Here is a 26510-nt window from a genome sequence, read left to right as displayed (position 1 = left end):
GGGGCACCATGACTGTTTCGGTCCCGCGCCTTTACCTCTTACCAAATAATTGCACAGGGATAAGCTACGTATGGCACAACACAAAAGTGGCGTGAACACACCGCTTTGGGAATCGGTTTGCTGGATTTGCTGCATCGGGCTTGCTCTGCTGAGCTGCCTGTTGCTGCAGCTCGCCGATGCGCTGTCACCTCTCTACCTGCTGCTCAATGTGCTGGTTGGTATTGCCGCCGCGCTCTGGACATCGAGTCACTTCCACCAGCACACACTCCGACATCGTGCCGGAGAGGAACAAACCGTCGCAACCGATCCTCTCGCCCACTCCATCATCGGGCTCGAACAGGTGTGCGAGAAGGCTCTACCTATCTGGTCCCAGCAAATTGAAAGCTCTCGTCAACAAACCGAAGCCGCGATGATTGACCTGACTCAACGCTTCAGCGGCTTGGCCAACAAGCTGGAAGAAGCTGTCAATGCTTCTCATCTGGCAGCGGGAGAACTGGGTGATGCCAATTCCCGTGGCATGGCTGGAGTCTTGAGCGAGAGCCAGCAGCAGCTCAATGAAGTAGTTGCCATCCTGCACTCCGCCCAGGCCAATCGGGACGCCATGCTGGGTGAGATAAAAAGCCTGACCACCTACACCATAGAGCTCAACACCATGGCCATGGATGTGGCCAAAATCGCCTCCCAGACCAACCTGCTGGCCCTCAACGCAGCCATTGAAGCGGCTCGCGCTGGGGAAGCTGGTCGTGGCTTTGCTGTGGTCGCTGATGAAGTGCGCAACCTCTCCCGCCTCTCCAGCGAAACCGCCCAAAAGATGACCGACAAGGTAGACACCATCAATACTGCTATCGGCCGCGCCTTCCAGATTGCCGAAAATGCAGCCGCACGGGATCACGCCTCGGCGCTCAACTCGGAGCAGACAATCGAACAGGTACTGGCCCGTTTTCGCCATGCCACTGACAGCCTGGCGGAATCCGCCTCCCTGCTGCAAAACGAGAGCACCGATATCCATCGCGAAATCTCCAGCGTCATTGTCTCGCTGCAATTTCAGGACAGAGTCAGCCAGATCCTCAGCCACGTCAGACAAAACATGGAGAGCCTCTCCAGCCATCTGGTTGCTTCGGAGCAGAGCAGCAATGCGACAGGGCCAATCCAGATCGATGCCAATCGCTGGCTGGCAGAGATGGAGCTCTCATACGCCACCGACGAACAGCGCAATATTCACCATGGTCGCACCACCCGTTCTGTCAACGCGCAACCAAGCAGCGCCGACATCACATTTTTCTAGGAGAGAGATATGGGCAAAACGATCCTGATCGTGGATGACTCGGCAACTATTCGCCAAGTCGTGGGCATGACCCTCAAGGGAGCCGGTTATGAGGTCATGGAAGCCTCTGACGGCAAAGATGCGCTCAACAAACTAGATGGCAAGAAGATCAACCTGATCATCAGTGACGTCAACATGCCGAACATGGATGGCATCACCTTCGTCAAAGAGGCCAAAAAGCTGGCCAACTACAAATTTACCCCTGTCATCATGCTGACCACCGAGTCTCAGGACAGCAAGAAGCAGGAGGGACAAGCCGCAGGAGCCAAAGCTTGGGTGGTCAAACCCTTCCAGCCCGAACAGATGCTGGCCGCAGTCGCCAAGCTCATCATGCCGTGATCCGGAGCGCATCATGCAACTACAGAGTGAGCCACTCGACAACAAGGTGGTGGTGACCATGCCGGACGAGATCACCATTTATACAGTCAGCGAGCTGAAAGATGCTCTCTCGCCCTTATTGCATCAGGGAAACGAACTGGAGCTGAATCTGGCAGCGGTATCCGAGATAGACAGCGCCGGGCTGCAACTGCTGCTGGCAGCGAAGAAGACCGCTCTGCAGCAGGGCACCTCCCTGGCGCTGGTCTGGCACAGCCATGTTGTGCTTGAACTGCTGGAGCTCTGCCAACTCTCGGCCTTTTTTGGCGACCCCACCCTCATCACCCATGGCGAACGGCCCTGAGCCACCATGACAAGGAGTCACCGTGAGCATCGATCTTGATCAGGCTTTACAAACCTATATCGCCGAGGCACGCGAGTTGCTTGAAGAGATGGAGTCAGCCCTTCTATCACTGGAATCTGACCCTGACAATAGCGAGCTGATTGGTGCCATCTTCCGTGCTGCTCATACCATCAAGGGGTCGGCTGGCCTGTTTGGTCTGCAACCCATCGTCGGGTTTACCCATATCGTCGAGGATCTATTAGACCAGATCCGCAATCAGTAGCTCACCGTCACCTCTCCTCTGATCAAGGATCTGCTGGAGAGCTGTGACCACATCCAGACGCTCATCAGTGTCGTTGCAGAACAGGGCAGCACGTTAAGCGATGGCGATGCCAACCAGGATGAACGGCTGAGGCTCACCCTCACCCGTCATCAGTGCGTCCCCCATGCCACGCTGCCAGATACTGTACATACGCCGGAACCCAAGATCGAAAAAGAGGGAGGGATTACCAGCTCCGCCTCCCTGTGGCATATCTCCCTGCGTTTTGGTCCCGATGTGCTGCGCAATGGCATGGATCCGGCCGCATTTCTGCGCTATCTCGGCACTCTCGGAACCATATGCTCGGTGGAGACTATCCATCAGGCGCTACCGGATTGGGAACAGTTCGATCCGGAGAATTGCTACCTCGGCTACGAGATAGACTTCGACTCGCAGGCAGATAAGGCAGCCATCAGCGATGTTTTTGAATTTGTCAGAGATGACTGCCAGATCACCATCTTGCCGCCCCACAGCAAGATCACCGAGTTCATCAACCTGATCGAGTCGCTACCGGAAGATAGCGCTATGCTGGGGCAGTTGCTGGTCAACACCGGCGCCCTCACCGCAGAGGAGTTAGCCAGCGGTCTGCAGGCACAACAAGCGACCCCGGCAGAACAAGCGCCCAAACTCGGAGAAATCCTGATTGCGCAGGGTGCCGTCAACGAAGCCGTCGTCGATGCCGCCCTGAAAAAACAGAACCAGACCAAGGAGAGCAAGAGCAAAGAGGGTCGTTACGTCAGGGTACATGCCGACAAGCTGGACGATCTAATCAATCTGGTCGGGGAGCTGGTAGTCGCCAGTTCAGGAGCCAATCTGCTGGCCCAACGTACCCGCGAAAGCCAACTGCAGGAAGCCACCTCAGTCATTGCCATGCTGGTGGAAGAGATCCGCGACAGTGCACTGCGCCTGCGAATGGTGCCTATCGGCGATACCTTCAACCGCTTCCAGCGGGTGGTGCGCGATGTCAGTCAGGAACTGAACAAGGATATCACTCTGGTAATCTCCGGAGCCGAGACCGAACTGGACAAGTCGGTGGTAGAGAAGATCGGCGATCCGCTGATGCATCTGGTCAGAAACTCGATGGATCATGGCATCGAATCGGCAGAGCAACGGCTGCTGGCAGGCAAACCCCCCCGTGGCACCCTGAATCTCAATGCCTATCATGACTCCAACAGTATCGTCATCGAAATTCGGGATGATGGAGCTGGTCTCAACAAAGCCAGGATCCAGCAAAAAGCCATCGAGCGCGGTCTGATCAGCCCAACCACCACGCTGACGGATCAGGAGATATACAACCTGATCTTCGAGCCGGGGTTCTCTACCGCCGAGGCGATAACCAACCTCTCCGGTCGTGGGGTTGGCATGGATGTCGTCAAACGCAACATCACTGCCCTGCGCGGCACAGTCGATCTGGACAGCATCCCGGGAAAAGGAACCCGTGTGCAGATCCGCCTGCCGCTCACCCTTGCCATCATCGACGGCTTCCTGGTGCGAGTCTGCGACACCCACTACGTCATTCCCCTCGATATGGTGATCGAGTGCGTTGAATTGACCCAGAGTGCACAGTCCGACACTCAGGGTCGCAATTACATCAATTTGCGTGGTGAGGTGCTGCCCTTTATCCGCCTGCAACACTACTTCGATACCAATGGCAGCAAGGGGCGGCGCGAGAACATTGTCGTGGTCAGCCATGCAGGCAAAAAATCCGGACTGGTAGTGGATGAACTGCTGGGAGAATTCCAGACCGTCATCAAACCGTTGGGGAAATTGTTCCAGCGCCTGCAGGGCATCAGTGGTTCAACCATTCTGGGGGGGGGAGAGGTCGCCCTGATCCTCGACATTCCTTCGCTGATTCAGCACGCAATCACTCAGGAATCCTGTCAGCTCAACAGGTTGACAGTGTCGCGCAACGTGCCTCAATCCAGCATCAACTGAGGGGACCATCATGTTAAAAAATTCCACCATCAAATCGCGTCTTATTGTACTGCTCTGCATGCTCTGCCTGCTGCTGCTGGCCGTTGGCAGCCTCGGGTTATACAACATGCAGAGCAGCAATACCGGGTTGCAGCGCGTTTACAACGACAGGGTGGTTCCCCTTAAGCAGCTGAAGACCATCTCCGACAGCTATGCCGTCTCGATCATCGACAACCTCAACAAGGCCAATGCGGGGCTGATCCCGGCAGAAGAGGCTTTGAAGCAGATACAACAGGCACAGCAGACAATCAAAAACGAGTGGCATCACTACCAGTCCACCACCCTCACACCAGATGAACAGCGTTTGTCAGCCGAGGCGACAACCCTGTTCAACGCGGCCGATACCGATATTGGCAAGCTGGAGAAATACCTCGCCACCCAGCACGGCATGATTACTGGCATGCTGAACACTTTTGACGGTGCCCTCTATGGCTCCATCGACCCGATAGGCAACAAAATCACCGAGCTGGTCAACCTGCAGCTCAATGTGGCCAAGTCGGAATATACCGCAGCGCAATCCTGGTATGACGTGATGCTGATAACCATGGCGGTGGTTATCGCGGTCGGCATCGCACTCGCAGCTTGGTTTGGCACCCTGCTAATCAAAAGCATCATCACCCCTATCGAACAGGCTCTGCGCGTGGCCAATAGTCTGGCCGATGGCAATCTGGATGTATCGATCCAGATAGAGTCCAATGATGAAGCGGGTCAGCTCTTGATGGCGATGGATAACATGGTCAAGAAACTGGGGGCCTTGATCACGGATATCGAAACGCTGGTCACTGCCGCTGTCGAACAGGGCGACTTCAGCCACAAAATTGCGCTGGAGGATCGTCAGGGCTACATCAAGCGGGTATCCGAGCTGCTGAATCGCCTCTCCCATGTGACAGATACCAGCCTGGAAGATGTGATGCGCATCGCCACCGCGCTCTCCAAGGGGGATCTGACCCAACGGATCGATGAGCCCTACCCAGGTATTTTTGGCCAGACCAAAGACGGCCTCAACCGGACCATCACTGCGCTGACCAATATCATCGAAGAGGTACGCAACGCCGCCGACAACCTGACCAATGCCTCCAATCAGGTGAGCAACACTGCGCAGGCATTGAGCCAGGCCACCAGTGAGCAAGCAGCCAGCGTTGAAGAGACCAGCGCCTCTATCGAGCAGATGAGCGCCAGCATCAATCAGAACACCGAGAACGCCAAGATCACCGACAGCATGGCCAGCAACTCGGTGCTGGAGGCAACCGAAGGGGGCCAATCCGTTCAACAGACGGTGACCGCCATGCAGCAAATCGCCAAGAAAGTCAGCATCATCGACGACATTGCCTACCAAACCAACCTGCTTGCCCTCAACGCCGCCATCGAGGCGGCTCGCGCCGGAGAGCATGGCAAAGGCTTCGCGGTGGTTGCTGCCGAGGTGAGAAAACTGGCAGAGCGCAGCCAGATCGCAGCGCAGGAGATTGGCGAGCTCTCCTCCGACAGTGTCAGCAAGGCAGAGCGGGCTGGCAACCTGCTGGAGAGGATCGTCCCCTCCATTCGCAAAACCTCTGACCTGGTACAAGAGATCAATGCTGCTTCCGGGGAACAAGCCAGCGCAGCCAACCAGATCAGTCTGGCCATGAACCAGCTTAATCAGGTGACACAGCAGAATGCGGCCAGCAGCGAGGAGCTGGCGGCCACGGCCGAAGAGATGAGCTCGCAAGCCAGCGAACTGCAGCAAACCATGGCCTTTTTTGCTCTGGAGAAAAGTGCGCAGCTCAACACCAGGCCCAATGAAACCGGCCACAAGGGCATGCCTCCCAGAGGCAGTTTCATCGCCCCCCCACAACGGGCCAGCCAGCCCAATCAACCATCATCCCATTCCATTGATGACGCGGATTTTGTCCGCTTTTAACCGGAGGCGACCATGCATACATCCACCGACATCACGGTGCCATCAGCGGCCGCTGACGAGAGCAGTGGCGATGCCCAGTACCTGACATTTCTGATCAACAACGAGATGTTCGCCATCAATATTCTGGGGGTCAAAGAGATCATCGAATACGGCAATATCACTCCGGTTCCAATGATGCCGGGTTTTATTCGCGGCGTAATCAACCTCAGAGGAGCGGTAGTGTCGGTCGTAGACTTGAACGCCCGCTTTGGCAATGCACCTTCGGTCATCACTCGCCGCAGTTGTATCGTCATTATTGAGGGGGTGGCCCCGCAGGGCGAGGAACCTGTAGGTCAGGATATTGGCGTTGTGGTGGATTCCGTATCGGAAGTACTGGGTATCCCACAAGCAGATATCGAGCCCCCCCCCAGTTTTGGTGCCCGCATCCGGGCCGATTTCATCAGCGGCATGGGCAAGGTCAACGGCAAATTCGTCATCCTCATCGATACCGGGAAAGTGTTGTCACTCGATGAGATGGCTCAACTCAACGAACTGGCCCAGCCACAGGCAAGGTTGCCACAAGGCAGCCTGCAACCCTCCTGAACAGGCCTCCATACTCCACGACATGCAGCATAAGGAAACGCTCATGACCCAATCACTCTTAGGAAAACTCTTCGGAGACAATGCCACCGAAGTGAGGCAGCGGACCCAGTTACTCGACGCAATCGGCCAGCTGCAACACGCAGTCCTGGCAGAGCAGGTTCCAGCACCACTCGATCTTTCCGGTATGGACAGTCCCTTGCGTGAAGTAGGACATGCCATCAACGAGGTGGTCACCTTGCTCAGTGACAAGCTGGAACAGAGCCGCAACGACATTAAAAAGAACCAGGTGTTGCTCCATGAGAACCAGCTGGTTCGCAAAGCCCTCGACTGCGCCAGCACCAACGTGATGATTGCCGATACCAACCTCGACATTATCTATATGAACGAGGCTGTGACCGGCATGCTCAATCAGGCTGAGACCGACATCAAGAAAGAGCTCTACAGCTTCAACGCCAATCAGCTGATGGGCGCCAACATCGACAGCTTTCATAAAAATCCCGGCCATCAGCGCGCCATGCTGGCCAAACTCAACAGCACCTACCGTACCCAGATCCAGCTGGGGGGGCGCACCTTCTCCCTGATCGCCAATCCGGTCTTCAACGATACCGGTGAACGGTTGGGATCCGTGGTCGAATGGGCCGACAGAACCAAGGAGGTGATGATAGAGAAAGAGATGTCCGACATTGTGCAGGCCGTGATCAATGGCGAGCTGCACCGCAGGATGGAACTTACTGGCAAGAGCGGCTTCTTTCAGGCGATGGGAGAAGGGATCAACCAGATTGCCGAAGTGATCGACAGCACCCTCAACGACGTCATCCGGGTCGTACAATGTTTGGCAAAAGGTGATCTGACCCAACAGATTGAGGCGGACTATCCCGGCGTGTTTGGCACCACCAAGGATGCGCTCAACAAGACCATCGCCTCCTTGACCAAGATTGTTACCGAAGTACGCGGCGCCTCTGACAACCTCTCCAGTGCAGCCGAGCAGGTAAGCGCGACCGCCCAGTCGATCAGCCAATCCAGCAGTGAACAGGCCTCCAGCATGGAGGAGACCAGCGCCTCCATCGAGCAGATGAGCGCCAGCATCAACCAGAATACCGACAATGCCCAGGTCACCGATGGCATGGCCAGCAAGGCAGCCAAAGAGGCCGTAGAGGGAGGAGAAGCGGTCAAACTGACTGTGGATGCCATGAAGCAGATCGCCAGACGGATTGGCATCATCGATGACATCGCCTACCAGACCAATCTGTTGGCACTCAACGCAGCTATCGAAGCGGCGCGGGCAGGCGATCACGGCAAAGGCTTTGCCGTAGTGGCGGCGGAGGTGCGCAAACTGGCCGAACGCAGCCAGGTGGCAGCACAGGAGATTGGTGAGCTAGCCTCCAGCAGTGTCGAGATGGCGGAAAAAGCAGGTCGTTTGCTGGATCAGATGGTTCCTTCAATCAACAAGACCTCGGATCTGGTGCAGGAGATCAGTGCCGCTTCGGTTGAGCAATCCACCGGTGTCAGCCAGATCAATCAGGCCATGAACCAGCTGAGTCAGGTTACCCAGCAGAACGCTTCTTGCAGCGAAGAGCTGGCTGCCACAGCAGAAGAGATGAGCAGCCAGGCTGAACAGCTGCAACTGGCCATGGAGTTCTTTACCCTGGAGGCCCACGCCAAAGAAGGTAAAGCAGCCACCTCGCATCTTCACCCCAATACCCGAGGTCGCTTCATGAACGAGAGCACTGCCAACAGTCGGGAACGAGCCACCACAGTCCAACGCCCCACGGGCGATAGCGATTTTGTGCGGTTCTAGTCACGGGAGAGGCGTTGCCTCTCCCATCTCCGACAACACAGGTAGAGGGACTGTTTTTTGTATCAAACCCAGCTGCATGATGATGAGTTCTCCCGTTTCCAACGCTGGCTTCATCAAACGGCGGGGATAGAGCTGTCTCCAGCCAAGAAGGCGCTGGTGGCCAGCCGCCTGGCGAAACGGCTCTGCCACTATGAGCTGGATAGTTATGACGACTACTTCCAGCTCATCATGAACGATCGCAGCAGCGAACTGCAGCTGGCGCTTGATCTCCTTACCACCAACGAAACCTACTTTTTCAGGGAGCCCAAACACTTCGAGTTTCTGACGCGGGAGATAGTATCAGCGCTCCCGCCCGAGCAACCACTGCGGGTCTGGAGCGCTGCCAGCTCATCCGGCGAGGAGCCCTACAGTCTGGCCATGACCCTCGCGGAAAAACGCAGCACCTTCAACTGGGAGATCCTGGCCTCCGATATCTCGTCCCGGGTGCTGGAACAGGCGATGAGCGGGCGCTACCCCATCGAGCGGGCGCAAAATATTCCACTGCCCTTTTTGATGAAATATTGCCTCAAGGGTGTGGGCCTGCAGGAGGGCATCTTCATCATCGATCGCAAGTTGCGGGACAAGGTGCAGTTCATGCAGATCAACCTCAATCAGGATCTGCCGGACATCGGCATGTTTGACGTCATCTTCATCAGAAACGTGATGATCTACTTCAACAAGGAGACCAAAGGGCAAGTATTGCAGCGGCTGGTACCCAGACTCAAACCCGGTGGCTACCTGCTGGTGAGCCACGCCGAGAGCCTGCATGGCCTGCACCACGGCCTGCAGCTTGTCTCGCCTTCCATCTATCAGAAGAGATAAGTCATGACTCGGGAGGTGATCCTGCAACCGGGAGAGCTCTTTTTTGGCAAGGAGGATGTGGTGGTCAGAACCGTACTGGGCTCCTGTATTGCCATCACCTTGTGGCATCCGGAGCAGAAACAGGGAGGAATGTGTCACTACATGCTGCCAAGTCGGCGCAATCCCTCAACCAAGCTGGATGGGCGCTATGCCGATGAGGCCCTCGCCTTGCTGCTGCAAGCGGCCAGTCACTATCCCGCCCCTATCCATGAATATGAGGCCAAGTTGTTCGGGGGTGGCAACATGTTTACCGAGCCTCAATACGCACAGAGCGACAACAATGTCGCCGCCAAAAATATTCAGGCAGCCTGGCAGCTGACCCGACACCTTGGCCTTGATATCAAGGCTCATCATCTTGGCCATAGCGGCCACCGAAGCTTGCTCTTTGAGCTCAGCAACGGCAGTGTCTGGCTCCGCCATCATCGTCTGCCACATCAACGGGAGTCGCGAGAATGAAGCAGATCCGGGTCATGCTGGTGGATGATTCCGCCGTGGTCAGACAGGTATTGCAAGCGGTGCTGGAGCAGGAGCCCGATATCCGGGTGATAGCCACGGCATCGGACCCCCTGTTTGCCCAGGAAAAACTGAAGAAAGAGTGGCCTGACGTCATCGTGCTCGATGTGGAGATGCCCCGTATGGATGGCATCACTTTTCTCTCCAAGATCATGGCAGAGCATCCAACCCCGGTGGTGATCTGCTCCTCCCTCACCGAAAAGGGGGCCGAGACCACCTTGCAGGCAATGGCTGCCGGCGCGGTGGACATCATCACCAAACCGACCATGGGGATAAAAAGCTTTCTGCAAGAATCTGCCCACGACCTGGCTATGGCGGTACGTGCTGCGGCCCAGGCCAACCTCAAGCGCGTGGGCAAGCCCTCCTCTGTACCAGTCAGCACCAAACTCAACGCAGATGCCATGCTGGCGCCCAACCAGCACGCCATGGCACAAACCACCGAGCGCCTCATCGCCATCGGCACCTCGACCGGCGGCACCCAGGCGCTGGAAGCCGTACTGACTGCCTTACCCCGGGTCAGCCCCGGCATTGTCATCGTGCAGCACATGCCGGAGAAATTTACCGCCATGTTTGCAGAACGCCTGAACGGGGTCTGCCAGATAGAAGTGCGGGAGGCGAGGAATAATGACCGGGTGATCCCGGGGCTGGCGCTGATTGCCCCCGGAGGCAAGCATATGCTGCTCAAACGCAGCGGTGCCTACTATCACGTCGAGGTGGTCGACGGGCCGCTTATCAACCGCCATCGCCCCTCGGTAGATGTGCTGTTTCGCTCCGTCGCCAAATATGCCGGCAAGAATGCCACCGGCATCATCATGACCGGCATGGGGGATGACGGTGCCCGGGGATTGCGCGAGATGCTGGATGCGGGTGCCAACACCTATGCCCAGGATGAGGCCTCCTGCGTGGTCTTCGGCATGCCCAAGGAGGCGATCAAGCTGGGAGCTGCCCGCCATGTGCTCCCCTTACAAGAGATGCAATACGCCATCCTCGGCAAGTAATCCCTTATCGCGCGTTTTGACCATAAAAAAGTCCGGCTCCCCGAGGGGAGCCGGACTTTTTACATCAACCGGAACCAATCCGGTATCGGGCGAGCAAATTACTCTGCAGCAGGCGCTTCTTCAGCGGCCGGAGCGGCGTCAGCAGCAGGTGCAGCTGCTTCGGTCGGGGCGTTCGCTTCCTTGATGGAGAGACGTACACGGCCCTGACGGTCCACTTCCAGTACCTTCACCTTGACCACGTCACCGATTGTCAGGTGGTCAGCCACGTTCTGCACGCGAGCGTCGGTGATCTGGGAGATGTGTACCAGACCATCTTTGCCCGGCAGAATGTTGACGAATGCACCGAAATCGGCCAGACGAACAACTTTACCTTCATAGATGCGGTTCACTTCGATCTCGGCGGTGATGGCCTCGATGCGACGGATCGCTTCCATGGCGGCTTCGTTGGCCACGGCGGAGATACGTACAGTACCGTCATCGTCCAGCTCGATGTTGGTGCCGGTCTCTTCGGTCAGCGCACGGATCACGGAACCACCCTTACCGATCACGTCCTTGATCTTCTCAGGATTGATCTTGATGGTGTGGATACGCGGTGCGAAATCGGAGATCTGGGCACGGGGAGCCTGGATAGCTTCATCCATCACTTTCAGGATGTGCAGACGAGCACCACGAGCTTGCTTCAGCGCAATCTCCATGATCTCTTTGGTGATGCCTTCGATCTTGATGTCCATCTGCAGCGCGGTCACACCTTCGGTGGTACCGGCTACTTTGAAGTCCATGTCGCCCAGGTGATCTTCGTCACCCAAGATGTCGGACAGCACGACGAAACCTTCTTCTTCCTTCACCAGACCCATGGCGATACCGGCCACGGAGGCCTTGATCGGCACACCGGCATCCATCAGCGCCAGAGAGGAACCACAGACAGACGCCATGGAGGAGGAGCCGTTGGATTCGGTGATTTCAGAGACCACGCGCACCACGTACGGGAACTCGGCGGCGCTCGGCATCACGGCAGCAACGCCGCGCTTGGCCAGACGGCCGTGACCGATTTCACGACGCTTCGGGCTACCCATCATGCCGGTCTCACCGACACAGTATGGCGGGAAGTTGTAGTGCAGCATGAAGCGATCGGCACGGTTGCCGGTCAGCTCGTCGATGTTCTGGGCGTCACGCTCGGTACCCAGAGTGGCGACCACGATGGCCTGAGTTTCACCACGGGTGAACAGGGCAGAACCGTGGGCACGGGGCAGAATACCGGTACCTACGCTCAGGGCGCGGATCATTTCCGGATCGCGACCATCGATACGCGGCTCACCACGTACTACGCGACCACGAACGATGCGGCTTTCCAGGCTGTGGAACTCTTCGCCGATCTTCTTGGCATCTTCTTCCACGCCGGAAGCGATAACTTGCTCAACTACACGACCCTTGATGGCCGCGATGGTTTCGTAACGAACTGCCTTCTCGGTGATGCGGTAGGCTTCACCCAGTTCGGCGCTCGCCAGCTCGGCAACCTTGGCTTTCAGAGCTTCGTTGACGGCAGGCGGAGTCCAGTCCCACGGCTTGGTGCCGACGGCAGCGGCAAACTCGTTGATCGCATTGATCACGGTCTGCATCTGCTCGTGACCGTATACCACGGCGCCCAGCATGACCTCTTCGGAAAGGATGGCCGCTTCGGACTCAACCATCAGTACCGCGTTGGCAGTACCGGCAACCACCAGATCCAAGTCGCTCTGCGGCAGTTCGGTGGTGGTCGGGTTCAGCACATACTGACCGTTCATGTAACCCACGCGAGCAGCACCGATCGGGCCGCCAAACGGGATACCGGAGATGGCCAGTGCAGCAGAGGCACCGATCATGGCAACGATGTCGGGGGATACGGCCGGATTCACGGACATTACGGTCGCAACGACCTGAACCTCATTGAGGAAGCCTTCCGGGAACAGCGGACGAATAGGACGGTCGATCAGACGGGAGATGAGGGTCTCGCCTTCGCTCGGACGGCCTTCACGACGGAAGAAACCACCCGGGATACGACCAGCAGCATAGGTACGCTCCTGGTAGTTGACGGTCAGCGGGAAGAAATCACGGCCGTGATCGGCCTCTTTCTTGCCGACTACGGTCACAAATACGCAGGTATCGTCCATGCTGACCATAACGGCCGCAGTGGCTTGACGGGCCATCACACCGGTTTCCAGAGTGACGGTGTGTTGACCGTACTGGAATGACTTTACAATAGGATTCACGTGAATTTCCTTTTTACAATTTGGCTCTTTAAATTCGCGCACAAGTATACTTGATTCGATGCAAAAGGTAAGCGGCGACGCGAATTCTGTGAGGCAGGCAACGGCTTGAAGAGCAATAAAAAAGGGGAACCTGACGGTTCCCCTTTTTCGCGAAATCTGATGGTCGATTAACGACGCAGACCCAGCTTGGCGATCAGAGCAGCATAACGCTCGGAATCTTTACGCTTCAGGTAGTCCAGCAGCTTACGACGCTGGGAAACCATGCGCAGCAGACCGCGACGACCGTGGTGATCCTTGGAGTGCTCCTTGAAGTGACCTTGCAGATGGTTGATCTGGGCAGTCAGCAGGGCAACTTGCACTTCGGGGGAGCCAGTGTCGTTGGCGCAACGAGCGTTGTCAGCAACGATTTGAGCTTTGATCTCAGCATTTAGAGACATGGTAATACTCCAGTAGAGTGTTTAAAGGTTCACAGCCAATCTCTAATTCAGCCGTGAAATGAGGGCGGTATAATAATCGTCCCCGTCCCTTTTCGCAATGATAAAGAGGCGAAACGGGAAAGAGATACCCTATACCGCCAGAGGATCACTCCTCGTCGTGATAACGCACCAGTCGCTTGGGCGCGACACGGCCATCATCATCAATCTCGCCGACACCGATGAACTCGCGCTCCGGGCCGACAGTCATGCGAACCTGACCGCTGGCCGGAGCCCCCGGTACCTGCACCGCCTGACCCTGATTCACATAGGCGGCGACTACCGCCAGCATGTTCACCTCGGGCAGGGATGCCACAGCGGTATCCATCGGCAGCAACAAAGGATCCAGCTGCTCGCGCGGCGGGATGCTCTCGGCCTTGGCCTGCTCGAAGATGCACTCGAGTTGCTCCAGGGTCAGCATCCGCTCGTACGGATAACTGGCCACCTGGGTACGACGCAGCTGGGTCACGTGGGCGCCACAGCCCAGCACTTCACCCAGATCATCTACCAGAGAGCGGATATAGGTGCCTTTGCTGCAGTGCACTTCAAGGCGCACTTCATCACCTTCGAAGCTCAGCAGTTTGAGCTCGAATACGGTGATGGGACGGGCTTCACGCTCAATCTCGATACCTTCGCGGGCATATTCATAGAGCGGACGGCCGTTGTGCTTGAGCGCGGAGTACATGGAGGGCACCTGCATGATGGGGCCGCGGAACTGGTCCAGCGCCTCGATCAGGGTACCGACAGCCACGTTCACCGGACGGGTGGATACCACCTCACCATCAGAGTCGCTGGTGTTGGTGCGCTCGCCCAGTTTGGCGGTCACCTCATAGCGCTTGTCCGCTTCCAGCAAATACTGGGAGAACTTGGTGGCCTCGCCGAGGCAGATCGGCAGCATGCCGGTCGCCAGCGGATCCAGTGCGCCGGTGTGACCGGCCTTGGCGGCGTTGTAGATGCGCTTGACCTTCTGCAACACATCGTTGGAGGTCAGGCCGGTCGGCTTGTCCAGCAGCAGAATGCCGTGCACATCACGGCCCTTGAAACGACGTCTTCGGGTCATCTCAGGCTTTATCCTCAGTCGTGTCATCCGGTGCGGATTCAGCTTCTTCGTCACGGCCGGATTCGGCCATGCGGCGCTTGTCTTCACGCACAGTGTTGGTCACCAGGTTGGAGAGACGCATCCCCTCGACCAGGGTCTGGTCGTAGTAGAAACGCAGCTCGGGCACCACGCGCAGACGCATGGCACTGCCCAGCAGACTACGGATATATCCGGCTGCTTCGGTCAGACCCTGCAAGCCTTCCTTGATGCGCTCGGCATCATTTTCCAGCTGCAAGAAGGTGACGTAAATCTTGGCATAGTTGAGGTCACGGGACACTTCCACATCGGAAACGGTCACCATGCCGATGCGCGGGTCTTTCACCTCGCGCTGCAGGATCAGCGCAATTTCACGCTGGATCTGCTGTCCGACCCGACGGGTCCGGCTGAATTCTCTGGCCATATTCTATCCTGCGATAAAAGGGGGCCGCGGCCCCCTATTTTGTCTAACTCTCGGCTTACAGAGTCCGTTGGATTTCAACAGTCTCGTAAACTTCGATCTGGTCGCCTTCGCGCACGTCGTTGTAGTTCTTGACCGCGATACCACACTCGTAGCCGTTGCGAACTTCGTTGACGTCATCCTTGAAACGACGCAGGGATTCCAGCTCGCCTTCATAGATGACCACGTTGTCACGCAGAACGCGGATACGGTTGGAACGCTTGACCACACCTTCGGTAACCATACAGCCGGCAACTGCGCCGAACTTCGGAGACTTGAAGACGCTACGCACTTCAGCAAGACCGATGATCTCCTGACGATACTCAGGGGCCAGCTTGCCGCTCATGGCCTGCTTCACTTCGTCGATCAGGTCATAGATGACGGAGTAGTAACGCAGATCCAGGCTCTCGGATTCGATGACCTTGCGCGCAGATGCGTCGGCACGGACGTTGAAACCAACCAGGATGGCGCTGGAAGCAGCAGCCAGGGTCGCGTCGGTTTCGGTGATACCACCTACGCCGGAACCCACGATCTTCACCTTCACTTCGTCGGTGGAGAGTTTGACCAGCGCATCGCAGATCGCTTCCACAGAACCTTGTACGTCGGCCTTGATCACCACGTTCACTTCGGACACTTCGCCCTCGGTCATGTTGGCGAACATGTTTTCCAGCTTGGCCTTCTGCTGGCGAGCCAGCTTGACTTCGCGGAACTTGCCCTGACGATAGAGCGCCACTTCACGGGCTTTCTTCTCGTCACGGACAACGGTGGCTTCGTCACCGGCAGAGGGAACGCCGGACAGACCCAGGATTTCCACCGGCAGGGACGGACCCGCTTCCTTGATCTCGCGACCCAGTTCGTCACGCATGGCGCGAACACGGCCGTACTCGAGACCACACAGAACGATGTCGCCCTGACGCAGAGTACCTTCTTGTACCAGTACGGTAGCAACCGGACCACGACCTTTATCCAGGAAGGATTCGATCACGACGCCGTTGGCCATGCCGTCAACCACCGCTTTCAGCTCCAGTACTTCAGCCTGGATCAGGATGGCTTCCAGCAGGTCGTCGATGCCTTCGCCAGACTTGGCGGATACGTGCACGAACTGGCAGTCTCCACCCCAATCTTCGGACATGACGTTGTAACGGGCCAGTTCGGTCTTGACGCGATCAGGATCCGCTTCCGGCTTGTCGATCTTGTTGACCGCAACAACCAGCGGCACACCGGCCGCCTTGGCGTGCTGGATAGCTTCGATGGTTTGCGGCATCACGCCGTCGTCAGCTGCAACAACCAGAACAACGATATCGGTCGCCTTGGCACCACGAGCACGCATGGAGGTAAACGCCGCGTGACCCGGAGTATCCAGGAAGGTGATCATGCCGCTGTCGGTCTGTACGTGGTAAGCACCGATATGCTGGGTAATACCACCGGCTTCGCCAGCAGCAACCTTGGCTTTACGAATGTAGTCGAGCAGCGAGGTCTTACCGTGATCAACGTGACCCATGATGGTAACGACCGGTGCGCGCGGCTTGGCTTCGGAGGTCTCGTCACGATCGGACAGCACCGCCTCTTCCAGCTCGTTCTCACGACGCAGCACAACCTTGTGACCCATCTCCTCGGCGACCAGCTGAGCGGTCTCCTGATCGATCACCTGGTTGATGGTGGCCATGGCACCCATCTTCATCATCACCTTGATGACTTCAACGCCCTTGACGGCCATCTTGTTGGCCAGTTCGGCCACAGTGATGGTCTCGCCGATGACGACGTCGCGGTTCACCACGGCAGCCGGCTTGTTGAAGCCGTGCTTCATGGCGTTCGGCATGGCGACCTTGCCGCGCTTGCCTTTGCGGGCACGCGGGTTGCGAGAGTCGCGATCATCTTCACGACGACCGGCTTTCTTCGGTGCCTTGGCAGCTGCAGCAGTGCGGCGGCTGGTCTCTTCTTTCCGATCCAACTCATCTTCTGCGGCTTGCGCATGCTTGTTGGTGGTCAGATGGTAGTCGCTGCTCTCTTTGGCGCGAGCGGCCTCTTCTTCAGCCCAGCGGGCTGCGTTCTGTTCCGCCATGAGACGAGCCTCTTCGGCTTTCTTCGCGGCGAGTTCTTCAGCTTTTTTCAAAGCTGTCTGTTCCTGTTGGCGCTTCAGTTCTTCTGCTTCGCGCTTGGCCATCTTTTCTGCCTCTTGCTGAGCTGTGCTACTGGCTGCTTTGGCGGGCTGTGAAGCCTGTCGAGCCTTTGATTGTGCCTCGATCCGCGCCTTTTCCTCAGCTTCACGACGAGCTTGCTCAGCCTCACGGCGAGCCTTCTCTTCAGCTTCGAGGCGAGCCTTCTCTTCGGCCTCGCGACGAGCTTTTTCTTCTGCTTCCAAACGCGCTGTTTCCTCGGCTTCCGCCTGACGCTGTTCATCTTCCAGCGCCGAGCGTCTTACATAGGTGCGAGACTTGCGCACTTCTACCTGCACTTCCTTGTTCTTGCCGCCAGTACCCTGAACACTGATGGTGCTCTTGGTCTTGCGCTGCAAGGTCATGCGGGCAGGAGCGGCGACCTCGTCACCTCCATGCTGTTTCTTCAGGTGTGCCAGCAGAGCCTGTTTCTCAGACTCGCTGACCATGTCGTCGGCCTTGCTCTTGCTGATACCGGCATCGACAAACTGCTGGAGAAGACGATCAACCGGTGTGTCGATGTCAGTGGCAAGTTGTTTGACTGATACTTCTGCCATTCATTTTCCTCCGTTTGATCTTACTCGGACTGCTCTTCTCCGAACCAACAGATATTGCGAGCAGCCATAATGAGCTCACCTGCCTTCTCGGCAGTCAGCCCTTCAATATCAGCAAGGTCATCGATACCTTGCTCAGCCAAATCTTCCAGGGTGCCAACGCCACGGCCCGCCAGAGCGTAAGCCAGTTCGCGGCTCAGACCGTTCAGATTGAGCAGCTCTTCGGACGGCTCAACGCCATCGAAAGACTCTTCTTTGGCCAGTGCCTTGGTAGTCAGGGCATCTTTGGCGCGCTTGCGCAGCTCTTCGACCATGTCTTCATCCAGACCGTCGATAGCCAGCAGCTCGTTGACCGGTACAAAGGCGATCTCTTCCAGGGTAGAGAAGCCCTCTTCCATCAGCAGACCGGCGAAATCGTCGTCGATATCCAGAGTGCTGGTGAACAGGTTCATGATGCGGTCGTTTTCGGCCTGGTGCTTGGCACGCATGTCCTCAACGGTCATCACGTTCAGCTCCCAACCGGTCAGCTGGGAGGCCAGACGCACGTTCTGACCATTGCGACCGATGGCCTGAGCCAGGTTGGCAGCTTCCACGGCGATATCCATGGTGTGGTTGTCTTCATCAACGATGATCGAGGCCACATCGGCAGGTGCCATGGCATTGATCACGTACTGGGCCGGGTTGTCATCGTACAGCACGATGTCGGCACGCTCACCGCTCAGCTCGGCGGAGACAGCTTGCACACGGGCACCGCGCATACCGATACAGGCACCGATCGGGTCGATACGACGATCATTGGTCTTCACCGCGATCTTGGCGCGGGAACCCGGATCACGGGCCGCGCCCATGATTTCGATCATCTCTTCACCGATCTCCGGTACTTCGATACGGAACAGCTCTTTCAGGAAGTCCGGGCTGGAACGGCTGACAAACAGCTGGGAACCACGGGCTTCCGGACGCACTGCATAGAGCAGGCCACGGACACGGTCGCCCGGGCGGAAGGTTTCACGCGGCAGCATGTCATCACGGAAGATCACGGCTTCAGCATTGCTGCCCAGATCCAGGATGACGTTGTCGCGGTTGCTCTTCTTGACCACACCACTGATGATGGTGCCTTCTTTATCTTTAAACTGATCAACTACTTGTGAACGCTCGGCTTCGCGCACTTTCTGCACGATAACCTGCTTGGCGGTCTGGGTAGTGATACGGTCGAAGGTCACAGAGTCGATCTGGTCTTCAACATACTCACCGATCTGGATTTCCGGCTGATCAATCTGCGCCGCTTCCAGGGTGATTTCAGCATAGGGGTTTTCCATCGCGGCTTGATCCGCAATGACTACCCAGCGGCGATAAGTGTCGTAGTCACCGGTCTTGCGATCGATTTCGACCCGAACTTCAATCTCGCCTTCATATTTCTTCTTGGTCGCAGTCGCCAGCGCGGTTTCCAGAGCCTGGAAGATCTTCTCGCGGGGTACCGCTTTCTCGTTGGATACTGCGTCAACGACCAGCAAAATCTCTTTATTCATATCCGATAGCCTCGTTAACCAAAGTTCGGCACTATGTTCGCTTTTTGGATATTGGTGAAAGCCAACACGTCGTCCTTACCATCTACTGTCAGGGTGATCATGTCGCCTTGCACAGCTTTGATTACGCCTTTGAACTTGCGGCGGTTGTTTGTTGCCATCCGAAGCGTTACCGCCGCCTCTTGGCCAACGTATTTTTCGAAATGGGCAACCTTGAACAGGGGACGATCCAGGCCAGGGGAGGATACCTCGAGGTAATACTCCTCGGTGATGGGATCTTCGACGTCCATGATGGCGCCAACCTGATGGCTGACCTCAGCACAGTTCTCGACAGTCACACCCTGCTCGCCGTCAATATAGACACGCAAGGTGGAGTGTTTACCCGCACGGATAAACTCAATACCCCAAAGTTCAAAACCCAAGGCAACGACCGGAGCCTCGAGCAGATCGGTCAAACGTTGTTCCAACGTAGCCAAAGTCACCCTCCGAAAAACAAAAAAAGGGCATAAAGCCCAGATAGATATCGATTCAGAGTAAATTGCACATAACAAAAAAGCCCCGATGTCAAATCGGGGCTTGGCGCTTTACCCTGATTGTCGCCTCGCAGCGACCGCCTTCCTGAGCGTAGGAAATGCGTGAAATTTGGTTGCGGGGGCCGGATTTGAACCGACGACCTTCGGGTTATGAGCCCGACGAGCTACCATGCTGCTCCACCCCGCGTCCGAAATCGTGCGAGATTATAGCCACTTCACTCTCTCGATACAAGACTGACTGGCTATAATACACTCGGTTTCCCGAGCTCACTGCTTAATTGGTGCCGTGGGCGGGACTCGAACCCGCACACCCTAGAGCACTACCCCCTCAAGATAGCGTGTCTACCAATTCCACCACCACGGCAAAACTCTTACTCGGGAACGTCAGTATCTTTCTTCACTGGCGCTTTGGTCTGCTCAACCTGTTGGGTTTGTTGCAGATTTTCCCATTCACTACCCTGCTTTACCTTGTTGCTGGACATAGATCCGAGCACCAGGCTGATAACGAAAAACAGAGTAGCCAAAATTGCTGTTGTTCGGGTCAGGAAACTGCCTGAACCACCGGAGCCGAATACTGTGTTCGATGCCCCTGCGCCGAAGGAGGCGCCCATATCAGCCCCTTTACCTTGCTGAATCATCACCAGACCAATCAGAGCCAGTGAAACCAGCAGATAAACGACTAAAAGAATCTCGTACATTTAACTTGCACCCTTTGCCGCTTCAACAATTCCTAAAAACGTATCGCTATCTAGGCTTGCTCCGCCAATCAGTCCGCCATCAATGTCGGGCTGTGCAAACAAATCTCTCGCGTTGCTCGGCGTTACGCTCCCACCATAGATGATTCTAACTTTCTCACCTATTACCGGAGTATCCTCCGCCAAGCGACCACGTATAAAGGAATGAACCTCTTGTGCCTGCTCGGGTGTGGCGCATTTACCTGTACCTACAGCCCAAATCGGCTCGTAGGCGATGATAGCATTATCGAAAGCCATCGCGCCATTTTTCTCTATGACGATATCCAGCTCTTCAGCGATCACCTCGAAGGCTCTTCTCGCCTGCCTCGCCGCACCTGATTCACCTAAACAGAGGATTGGAATCAAGCCTGCCGCTCTGGCTGCCGCAAACTTCTCTGCGACGATAAAACTGGTCTCACCAAAGAGACGCCTACGCTCGGAGTGCCCTACCAATACGTAACGACACCCTGCCTCAACCAGCATCTGACACGAGATTTCTCCAGTGTAAGCGCCGGTCGCGTGCTGACTCACATTCTGAGCCCCCAACTTTATTACCTTCTGCTCATTGAGCAGTGAAGCGCTAAAGTCGAGATGCACATGGGAAGGACAGAGAACCACATCTACTTTTCCGTCAACGCCGCTTAGACACTGACTCGTAAACTGCTCTAACTGCGACTTACTACCGTGCAACTTCCAGTTGGCTGCTACAAACGGCTTGCGATGTCCCATCGGCAACTCCCTTGCGAAAGCGGGGCTGATAATATCCAGAGGATGCTCAGCTGACAAGTGCTATTTTTAAATTTTTGAATCGTTTGAACAAGATACAACCAGGGCGGCTAAAAAGCCGCCCTGGTTGTTCATTAAAACGCCGATTCAACCTGCTTGGCGATGCGCTGAGCCATGTCACGCACCTGCTGTTCATGCTCCCCTTCGACCATGACCCGGATCAGCGGTTCGGTACCTGATTTACGCAACAGTACGCGACCACGACCAGCCAGCTCCTGTTCCACCTTGGCAACCTCAGCCATGACAGCATCAGCGGCCAGCGGATCCTTGCCTTCGGCAAAGCGAACATTCACCAGCACCTGCGGGAACTTGCTCATGCCGGAGCGCAGCTTGGCAAGCGGCATCTCGGCGCTGCGCATGGCGGTAAGCACCTGCAAGGCGGCTACGATGCCATCACCCGTAGTGGTCTGATCCAGGCAGATGATGTGGCCGGAGTTCTCGCCACCGATACGCCAGCCCTTCTCTTCCATCATCTCCAGCACATAGCGGTCACCCACCTTGGCACGGGCAAACGGAATACCCAGGGTTTGCAGCGCCAGCTCCAGACCCATGTTGGCCATCAGGGTGCCGACTACGCCCCCCTTGAGTCGACCATTGCGCAGAGCATCGCGTGCGATGATATAGAGCACTTCATCACCGTCGATGAGATAGCCGGTGTGGTCAACCATGATCAGACGGTCACCATCACCATCAAAGGCAACCCCCAGATCAGCCTTGCACTCCAGCACCTTGGCCACCAGGGCGTCAGGTGCAGTCGAACCGACACCATCGTTGATGTTGAGACCATCCGGGGCACAGCCCATGGTGATCACTTCGGCACCCAGTTCGCGGAAAACCGACGGCGCAATGTGGTAAGTGGCGCCGTGGCCACAGTCGACCACCATTTTCACCCCATCCAGATTCATGTGGGAGGGGAAGGTGCTCTTGCAGAATTCGATATAGCGACCGGCGGCATCATCAATGCGCACCGCTTTGCCAAGTTCGGCCGACTCGACACACTTGAGCTCGTGATCCAGCTCGGCTTCGATAGCCAGCTCGACATCATCGGGCAGCTTGGTGCCGTCGGCGGAGAAGAACTTGATGCCGTTGTCGTAGAAGGGATTGTGGGAAGCGCTGATGACGATGCCAGCTTCGGCACGGAAAGTGCGAGTCAGGTAGGCAACCGCCGGCGTGGGCATCGGTCCCATCAGAATGGCCTTGAGGCCTGCCGCAGAGAGCCCCGCTTCCAGCGCGGATTCCAGCATGTAACCGGAGATGCGGGTATCTTTGCCAATCAGCACCTTTTTGGTGCCCTTCTTGGAGAGCACCTTGCCGGCAGCCCAACCTAATTTCATTACAAAATCAGGGGTGATCGGGTATTCGCCAACCTTGCCGCGCACACCATCGGTACCGAAATACTTTCTTGCCATTGTCTGTTCTCTTTATTATCTGGAAATAAAATCTTGTCCCGTCATTGCCAGCCAACCGACGCGCAATGCGTCCATGGTCTCCCGTACATCATGTACCCTGATGATGCGGGCCCCATGCTGCATGCCGATAAGGGCGCATGCCAGACTGCCCGCCAGACGCTCATCCACCGGACGGCCCAGCAGGTTGCCTATCATAGACTTTCGCGACATCCCCACCAATAGCGGCAAGCCATAATCAAGCAGTTCCTTTTGAGCCGCCAACAGCTGATAGTTGTGTGCAAGGGTTTTGCCAAAGCCATATCCCGGATCCAGCAACAGCTCTTCACGACGGATCCCGACCGCCAGACAAGCCGCAATACGCTCATCAAAGAAGGCGCGTACCTCCCCGATCAGGTCGTCATAGTGCGGCTCGACTTGCATGGTTCTCGGCTGCCCCTGCATATGCATCAGACAGACCGGAACCCGCGCTTCGGCCGCGGCCTGCAGCGCTCCAGGCTCTTGCAGCGCCCGCACATCGTTGATCAGATGGGCACCCGCCTTGCAACCCTCCCGCATCACAGCCGCTTTGGAGGTATCGAGGGAGATCATCACATCCAGCTCACGAACCATCTGCTCCACAACAGGAATGACCCTGTCCAGCTCCTCCTGCTCGTTCACATCGGGCGCACCAGGGCGGGTTGACTCGCCACCGATGTCGATGAGGGTCGCACCGTCAGAGACCATCTGGCGCGCATGGGCCATTGCCCGTTCAAACTGGTTGAAATTACCGCCATCGGAGAAGGAGTCGGGCGTCACATTGAGGATCCCCATCACATGGGGACGATCGAGGGAGAGGCTGAGCCCCTTGCTGGTTAACTGCATTTTCACGTCCATCTGATAAAGAAAAACCCCGGGCAAGCCCGGGGTTTGGAGAGTCACAATTATTTGGCCGGAGCATCGTTGGCTTTGTCGATAGTGACATCCGCCACCGGTGCAGCCTCATCGGCAGGCTTGGCCTCGGCAGCCACGGTGGAACCACCTTGCGGGGTATCACCGTGCTCGTCATGCCAGTTGCTCGGAGCACGTACCTCGCGACGCGCCATCAGATCATCGATCTGTTTGGCGTCGATGGTCTCGTACTTCATCAGCGCATCTTTCATGCTGTGCAACACGTCCATGTTATCCAGCAGGATCTGCTTGGAACGGGCGTAGTTGCGGTCGATGACCTGCTTGACCTCGGCATCGATAACGCGAGCGGTATCGTCGGACATGTGCTTGGCCTTGGCCATGCTGCGACCGAGGAACACTTCACCATCTTCTTCCGCGTAGAGCATTGGGCCGAGACGCTCGGACATACCCCACTGGGTCACCATCTTGCGTGCAATGTCGGTCGCTCGCTCGATGTCGTTGGAAGCGCCAGTAGAAACCTTCTCGGCACCATAGATCAGCTCTTCTGCCAGACGACCGCCATACAGGCTGGAGATCATCGACTCCAGATGCTGCTTGGAGTGGCTCCAGCGATCCTGCTCCGGCAGATACATGGTCACACCCAGCGCACGACCGCGCGGAATGATAGAGACCTTGTAAACCGGGTCATGGTCAGGAACGAGACGACCAATGATGGCGTGACCGGCTTCATGATATGCAGTCATCTCTTTCTCGGACTCTTTCATCACCATGGAGCGGCGTTCCGCACCCATCATGATCTTGTCCTTGGCCTTCTCGAACTCGGCCATGGAGACCACTCGGCGGCTCTCACGAGCAGAGAAGAGGGCTGCTTCGTTGACCAGGTTGGCCAAGTCCGCACCGGAGAAACCGGGGGTACCACGGGCAATCAGCGCCGGATTCACGTCATCCGCCAACGGAACTTTGCGCATGTGCACTTTCAGGATCTGCTCGCGACCACGGACATCCGGCAGACCGACCACAACCTGACGGTCGAAACGGCCCGGACGGAGCAGTGCCGGATCCAGTACGTCAGGACGGTTGGTCGCAGCGATGACAATGATGCCTTCGTTGCCTTCAAAGCCATCCATCTCGACCAGCATCTGGTTAAGGGTCTGCTCACGTTCATCATGACCACCACCCAGACCGGCGCCACGCTGGCGACCGACCGCATCAATTTCATCGATGAAGATGATGCAGGGGGAAGATTTCTTGGCCTGCTCGAACATGTCACGTACCCGTGAGGCACCGACACCGACGAACATCTCCACGAAATCGGAACCTGAGATGGTGAAGAACGGCACCTTGGCCTCGCCCGCAATGGCCTTGGCCAGCAAGGTCTTACCGGTACCGGGAGGACCAACCAGCAGCACACCGGTCGGGATCTTGCCGCCCAGTTTCTGGAATTTGCTCGGGTCGCGCAGATAGTCGACCAGCTCCTTCACCTCTTCCTTGGCTTCATCGCAACCTGCAACGTCAGCAAAGGTGGTCTTGATCTGATCTTCGCTCATCAGGCGAGCCTTGCTCTTGCCGAACGACATGGCACCTTTGCCACCGCCGCCCTGCATCTGACGCATGAAGAAGACCCAGACACCGATCAGCAGCAGCATCGGGAACCAGGAGATGAAGATAGAGGTCAACAGAGACGGCTCTTCCGGCTTCTCACCCATCACTTTGACATTGTGATTGAGCATGTCGTTGAGCAGCTGGGGATCCGGCGCCGGGATGATGGTGGTGAATCGTTCACCAGTACGCTTGACGCCATTAATGACCTTACCGTCCATCCGCACTTCACGGATCTGCTCTTGGGTCACCTCTTTAACGAAGCTGGAATAGTCCAGCTGGCGACTGGTGGTATCGCTGGGGCTGAAGCTATTGAACACCGACATCAAAACGACGGCGATGACCAGCCACAGGATTAAGTTTTTCGCCATGTCACTCAAATCAGTAACCTCGCAGACTGACAGTTAACGATGAAGGTTAGGGTACTACAGTTTAAAACCGGTAGCCACAATGTAGACTTCCCGTGATCTGGCACGGGATGAGTCTGGTTTACGAATTTTGACGGCGGAGAAAAGTTTACGAATTTCATTGAGATAGGCATCAAAGCCCTCTCCCTGAAACACCTTCACTACGAAACTGCCGTCACTACGCAATACCTGATTGCACATGTCCAGCGCCAGCTCGACCAGATACATGGCGCGAGCCTGATCCACCTGCTGGGTACCGCTCATGTTGGGCGCCATATCAGACATCACGACATCGACCTTGTCGGGGCCCACTCGTTCCAGCAAGGCGCCGAGTACAGTTTCCTCCCGAAAGTCCCCTTGCAGGAAATCGACACCAGCAATGGGATCCATCGGCAAAATGTCACATGCGATGACGCGACCCGAATCACCAACCTGTTCAACCGCGAACTGGGACCAACCACCGGGGGCAGCTCCCAAATCCACTACGGTCATGCCATGTTTCAGCAAGCGATCCTTGCCCTGGATCTCGTCAATCTTGAAAACAGCACGAGAACGCAGGCCCATTTTCTGGGCTTTTTTGACGTATTGATCGTCGAAATGTTCTTTTAACCAGCGAGTTGAACTGGGGGAACGTTTTTTCTGGGTCATGATAATCGACTTTAAAAAACCACAAGGGTTATTAGTATTAAGGGCTAAGTGGGGGT

General features: G+C 56.6%; 22 protein-coding genes, 2 tRNA genes and 1 pseudogene. 10 read left to right on the top strand and 15 right to left on the bottom strand.

Annotated elements, in window-relative coordinates:
* Positions 1–70: 70 nt before the first annotated feature.
* From ACTG2S_RS06365 to ACTG2S_RS06320, 10 genes and pseudogenes are all read left to right on the top strand, one after another.
* Positions 71–1285, top strand: a complete 1215-nt coding sequence (locus ACTG2S_RS06365; protein ID WP_047439311.1) for a methyl-accepting chemotaxis protein — start codon at positions 71–73, stop codon at positions 1283–1285.
* Positions 1286–1294: 9 nt separating this feature from the next.
* Positions 1295–1663, top strand: coding sequence for a response regulator (locus ACTG2S_RS06360; protein ID WP_005338778.1), 369 nt, complete (start codon positions 1295–1297; stop codon positions 1661–1663).
* Between the two features lie 13 nt (positions 1664–1676).
* The gene (locus tag ACTG2S_RS06355; RefSeq protein ID WP_005338780.1) at positions 1677–2003 is read left to right on the top strand and encodes an STAS domain-containing protein; all 327 of its coding nucleotides are present in this window, start codon (positions 1677–1679) and stop codon (positions 2001–2003) included.
* A 22-nt stretch (positions 2004–2025) separates the two neighbouring features.
* Positions 2026–4236: pseudogene (locus tag ACTG2S_RS06350) on the top strand (chemotaxis protein CheA).
* 10 nt (positions 4237–4246) lie between these two features.
* Positions 4247–6172 carry a HAMP domain-containing methyl-accepting chemotaxis protein gene (locus tag ACTG2S_RS06345; protein WP_274160192.1) on the top strand — a complete coding sequence of 642 codons (1926 nt, stop codon included), beginning with the start codon at positions 4247–4249 and terminating at the stop codon, positions 6170–6172.
* A 12-nt stretch (positions 6173–6184) separates the two neighbouring features.
* A complete protein-coding gene (locus tag ACTG2S_RS06340) occupies positions 6185–6754 on the top strand; it encodes a chemotaxis protein CheW (protein ID WP_268012505.1) in 570 nt (189 codons plus the stop codon).
* Positions 6755–6797: 43 nt separating this feature from the next.
* A complete protein-coding gene (locus ACTG2S_RS06335; RefSeq protein WP_439982172.1) occupies positions 6798–8552 on the top strand; it encodes a methyl-accepting chemotaxis protein in 1755 nt (584 codons plus the stop codon).
* A gap of 57 nt (positions 8553–8609) precedes the next feature.
* Positions 8610–9413, top strand: coding sequence for a CheR family methyltransferase (locus ACTG2S_RS06330; protein ID WP_040068586.1), 804 nt, complete (start codon positions 8610–8612; stop codon positions 9411–9413).
* 3 nt (positions 9414–9416) lie between these two features.
* Positions 9417–9908 carry a chemoreceptor glutamine deamidase CheD gene (gene cheD, locus ACTG2S_RS06325; protein WP_005349556.1) on the top strand — a complete coding sequence of 164 codons (492 nt, stop codon included), beginning with the start codon at positions 9417–9419 and terminating at the stop codon, positions 9906–9908.
* Positions 9905–10963, top strand: a complete 1059-nt coding sequence (locus tag ACTG2S_RS06320) for a protein-glutamate methylesterase/protein-glutamine glutaminase (RefSeq protein WP_042080649.1) — start codon at positions 9905–9907, stop codon at positions 10961–10963. Before cheD ends, ACTG2S_RS06320 begins: the two co-directional genes overlap by 4 nt.
* Before the next feature lie 98 nt (positions 10964–11061).
* On the opposite strand, the gene pnp is transcribed toward ACTG2S_RS06320, so the two are convergent.
* The 15 genes from pnp to rlmE form a co-directional block, all read right to left on the bottom strand.
* Positions 11062–13209 (bottom strand): polyribonucleotide nucleotidyltransferase, encoded by a 2148-nt coding sequence (pnp, locus tag ACTG2S_RS06315; RefSeq protein WP_005338796.1) that lies wholly within the window; start codon positions 13207–13209, stop codon positions 11062–11064.
* Between the two features lie 167 nt (positions 13210–13376).
* Positions 13377–13646, bottom strand: a complete 270-nt coding sequence (gene rpsO / locus ACTG2S_RS06310) for a 30S ribosomal protein S15 (protein ID WP_005338797.1) — start codon at positions 13644–13646, stop codon at positions 13377–13379.
* A gap of 145 nt (positions 13647–13791) precedes the next feature.
* Positions 13792–14742, bottom strand: coding sequence for a tRNA pseudouridine(55) synthase TruB (gene truB, locus ACTG2S_RS06305; protein ID WP_216951945.1), 951 nt, complete (start codon positions 14740–14742; stop codon positions 13792–13794).
* A gap of 1 nt (position 14743) precedes the next feature.
* Positions 14744–15181, bottom strand: a complete 438-nt coding sequence (gene rbfA, locus ACTG2S_RS06300) for a 30S ribosome-binding factor RbfA (RefSeq protein WP_005338799.1) — start codon at positions 15179–15181, stop codon at positions 14744–14746.
* Between the two features lie 55 nt (positions 15182–15236).
* Positions 15237–17930, bottom strand: a complete 2694-nt coding sequence (infB, locus tag ACTG2S_RS06295; protein ID WP_005338806.1) for a translation initiation factor IF-2 — start codon at positions 17928–17930, stop codon at positions 15237–15239.
* 20 nt (positions 17931–17950) lie between these two features.
* On the bottom strand, positions 17951–19453 hold the full coding sequence (nusA, locus tag ACTG2S_RS06290) for a transcription termination factor NusA (RefSeq protein ID WP_005338808.1): 1503 nt from the start codon (positions 19451–19453) through the stop codon (positions 17951–17953).
* Between the two features lie 14 nt (positions 19454–19467).
* Positions 19468–19926 carry a ribosome maturation factor RimP gene (gene rimP / locus ACTG2S_RS06285; protein ID WP_005338809.1) on the bottom strand — a complete coding sequence of 153 codons (459 nt, stop codon included), beginning with the start codon at positions 19924–19926 and terminating at the stop codon, positions 19468–19470.
* 167 nt (positions 19927–20093) lie between these two features.
* A tRNA-Met gene (locus tag ACTG2S_RS06280) sits at positions 20094–20170 on the bottom strand.
* Positions 20171–20262: 92 nt separating this feature from the next.
* Positions 20263–20347 (bottom strand) — tRNA-Leu (locus ACTG2S_RS06275).
* A 7-nt stretch (positions 20348–20354) separates the two neighbouring features.
* Positions 20355–20681, bottom strand: coding sequence for a preprotein translocase subunit SecG (gene secG / locus ACTG2S_RS06270; protein ID WP_005338811.1), 327 nt, complete (start codon positions 20679–20681; stop codon positions 20355–20357).
* A complete protein-coding gene (gene tpiA / locus ACTG2S_RS06265; protein WP_120414896.1) occupies positions 20682–21446 on the bottom strand; it encodes a triose-phosphate isomerase in 765 nt (254 codons plus the stop codon). It abuts the gene before it with no gap.
* 131 nt (positions 21447–21577) lie between these two features.
* The gene (gene glmM / locus ACTG2S_RS06260; RefSeq protein ID WP_005338823.1) at positions 21578–22912 is read right to left on the bottom strand and encodes a phosphoglucosamine mutase; all 1335 of its coding nucleotides are present in this window, start codon (positions 22910–22912) and stop codon (positions 21578–21580) included.
* Between the two features lie 15 nt (positions 22913–22927).
* Complete coding sequence (folP, locus tag ACTG2S_RS06255) at positions 22928–23773, bottom strand: dihydropteroate synthase (RefSeq protein ID WP_101531045.1); 846 nt, start codon at positions 23771–23773, stop codon at positions 22928–22930.
* Positions 23774–23832: 59 nt separating this feature from the next.
* On the bottom strand, positions 23833–25779 hold the full coding sequence (gene ftsH, locus ACTG2S_RS06250) for an ATP-dependent zinc metalloprotease FtsH (protein WP_005343537.1): 1947 nt from the start codon (positions 25777–25779) through the stop codon (positions 23833–23835).
* A 45-nt stretch (positions 25780–25824) separates the two neighbouring features.
* Positions 25825–26454 (bottom strand): 23S rRNA (uridine(2552)-2'-O)-methyltransferase RlmE, encoded by a 630-nt coding sequence (gene rlmE / locus ACTG2S_RS06245; RefSeq protein ID WP_005338828.1) that lies wholly within the window; start codon positions 26452–26454, stop codon positions 25825–25827.
* Positions 26455–26510: the final 56 nt, after the last annotated feature.

The organism is Aeromonas sp. 82P, from assembly GCF_051919365.1.
GTDB lineage: Bacteria > Pseudomonadota > Gammaproteobacteria > Enterobacterales > Aeromonadaceae > Aeromonas > Aeromonas veronii.
Note: the sequence above shows the minus strand (reverse complement) of the source record. Positions and strands in the feature narration are given on the sequence as shown.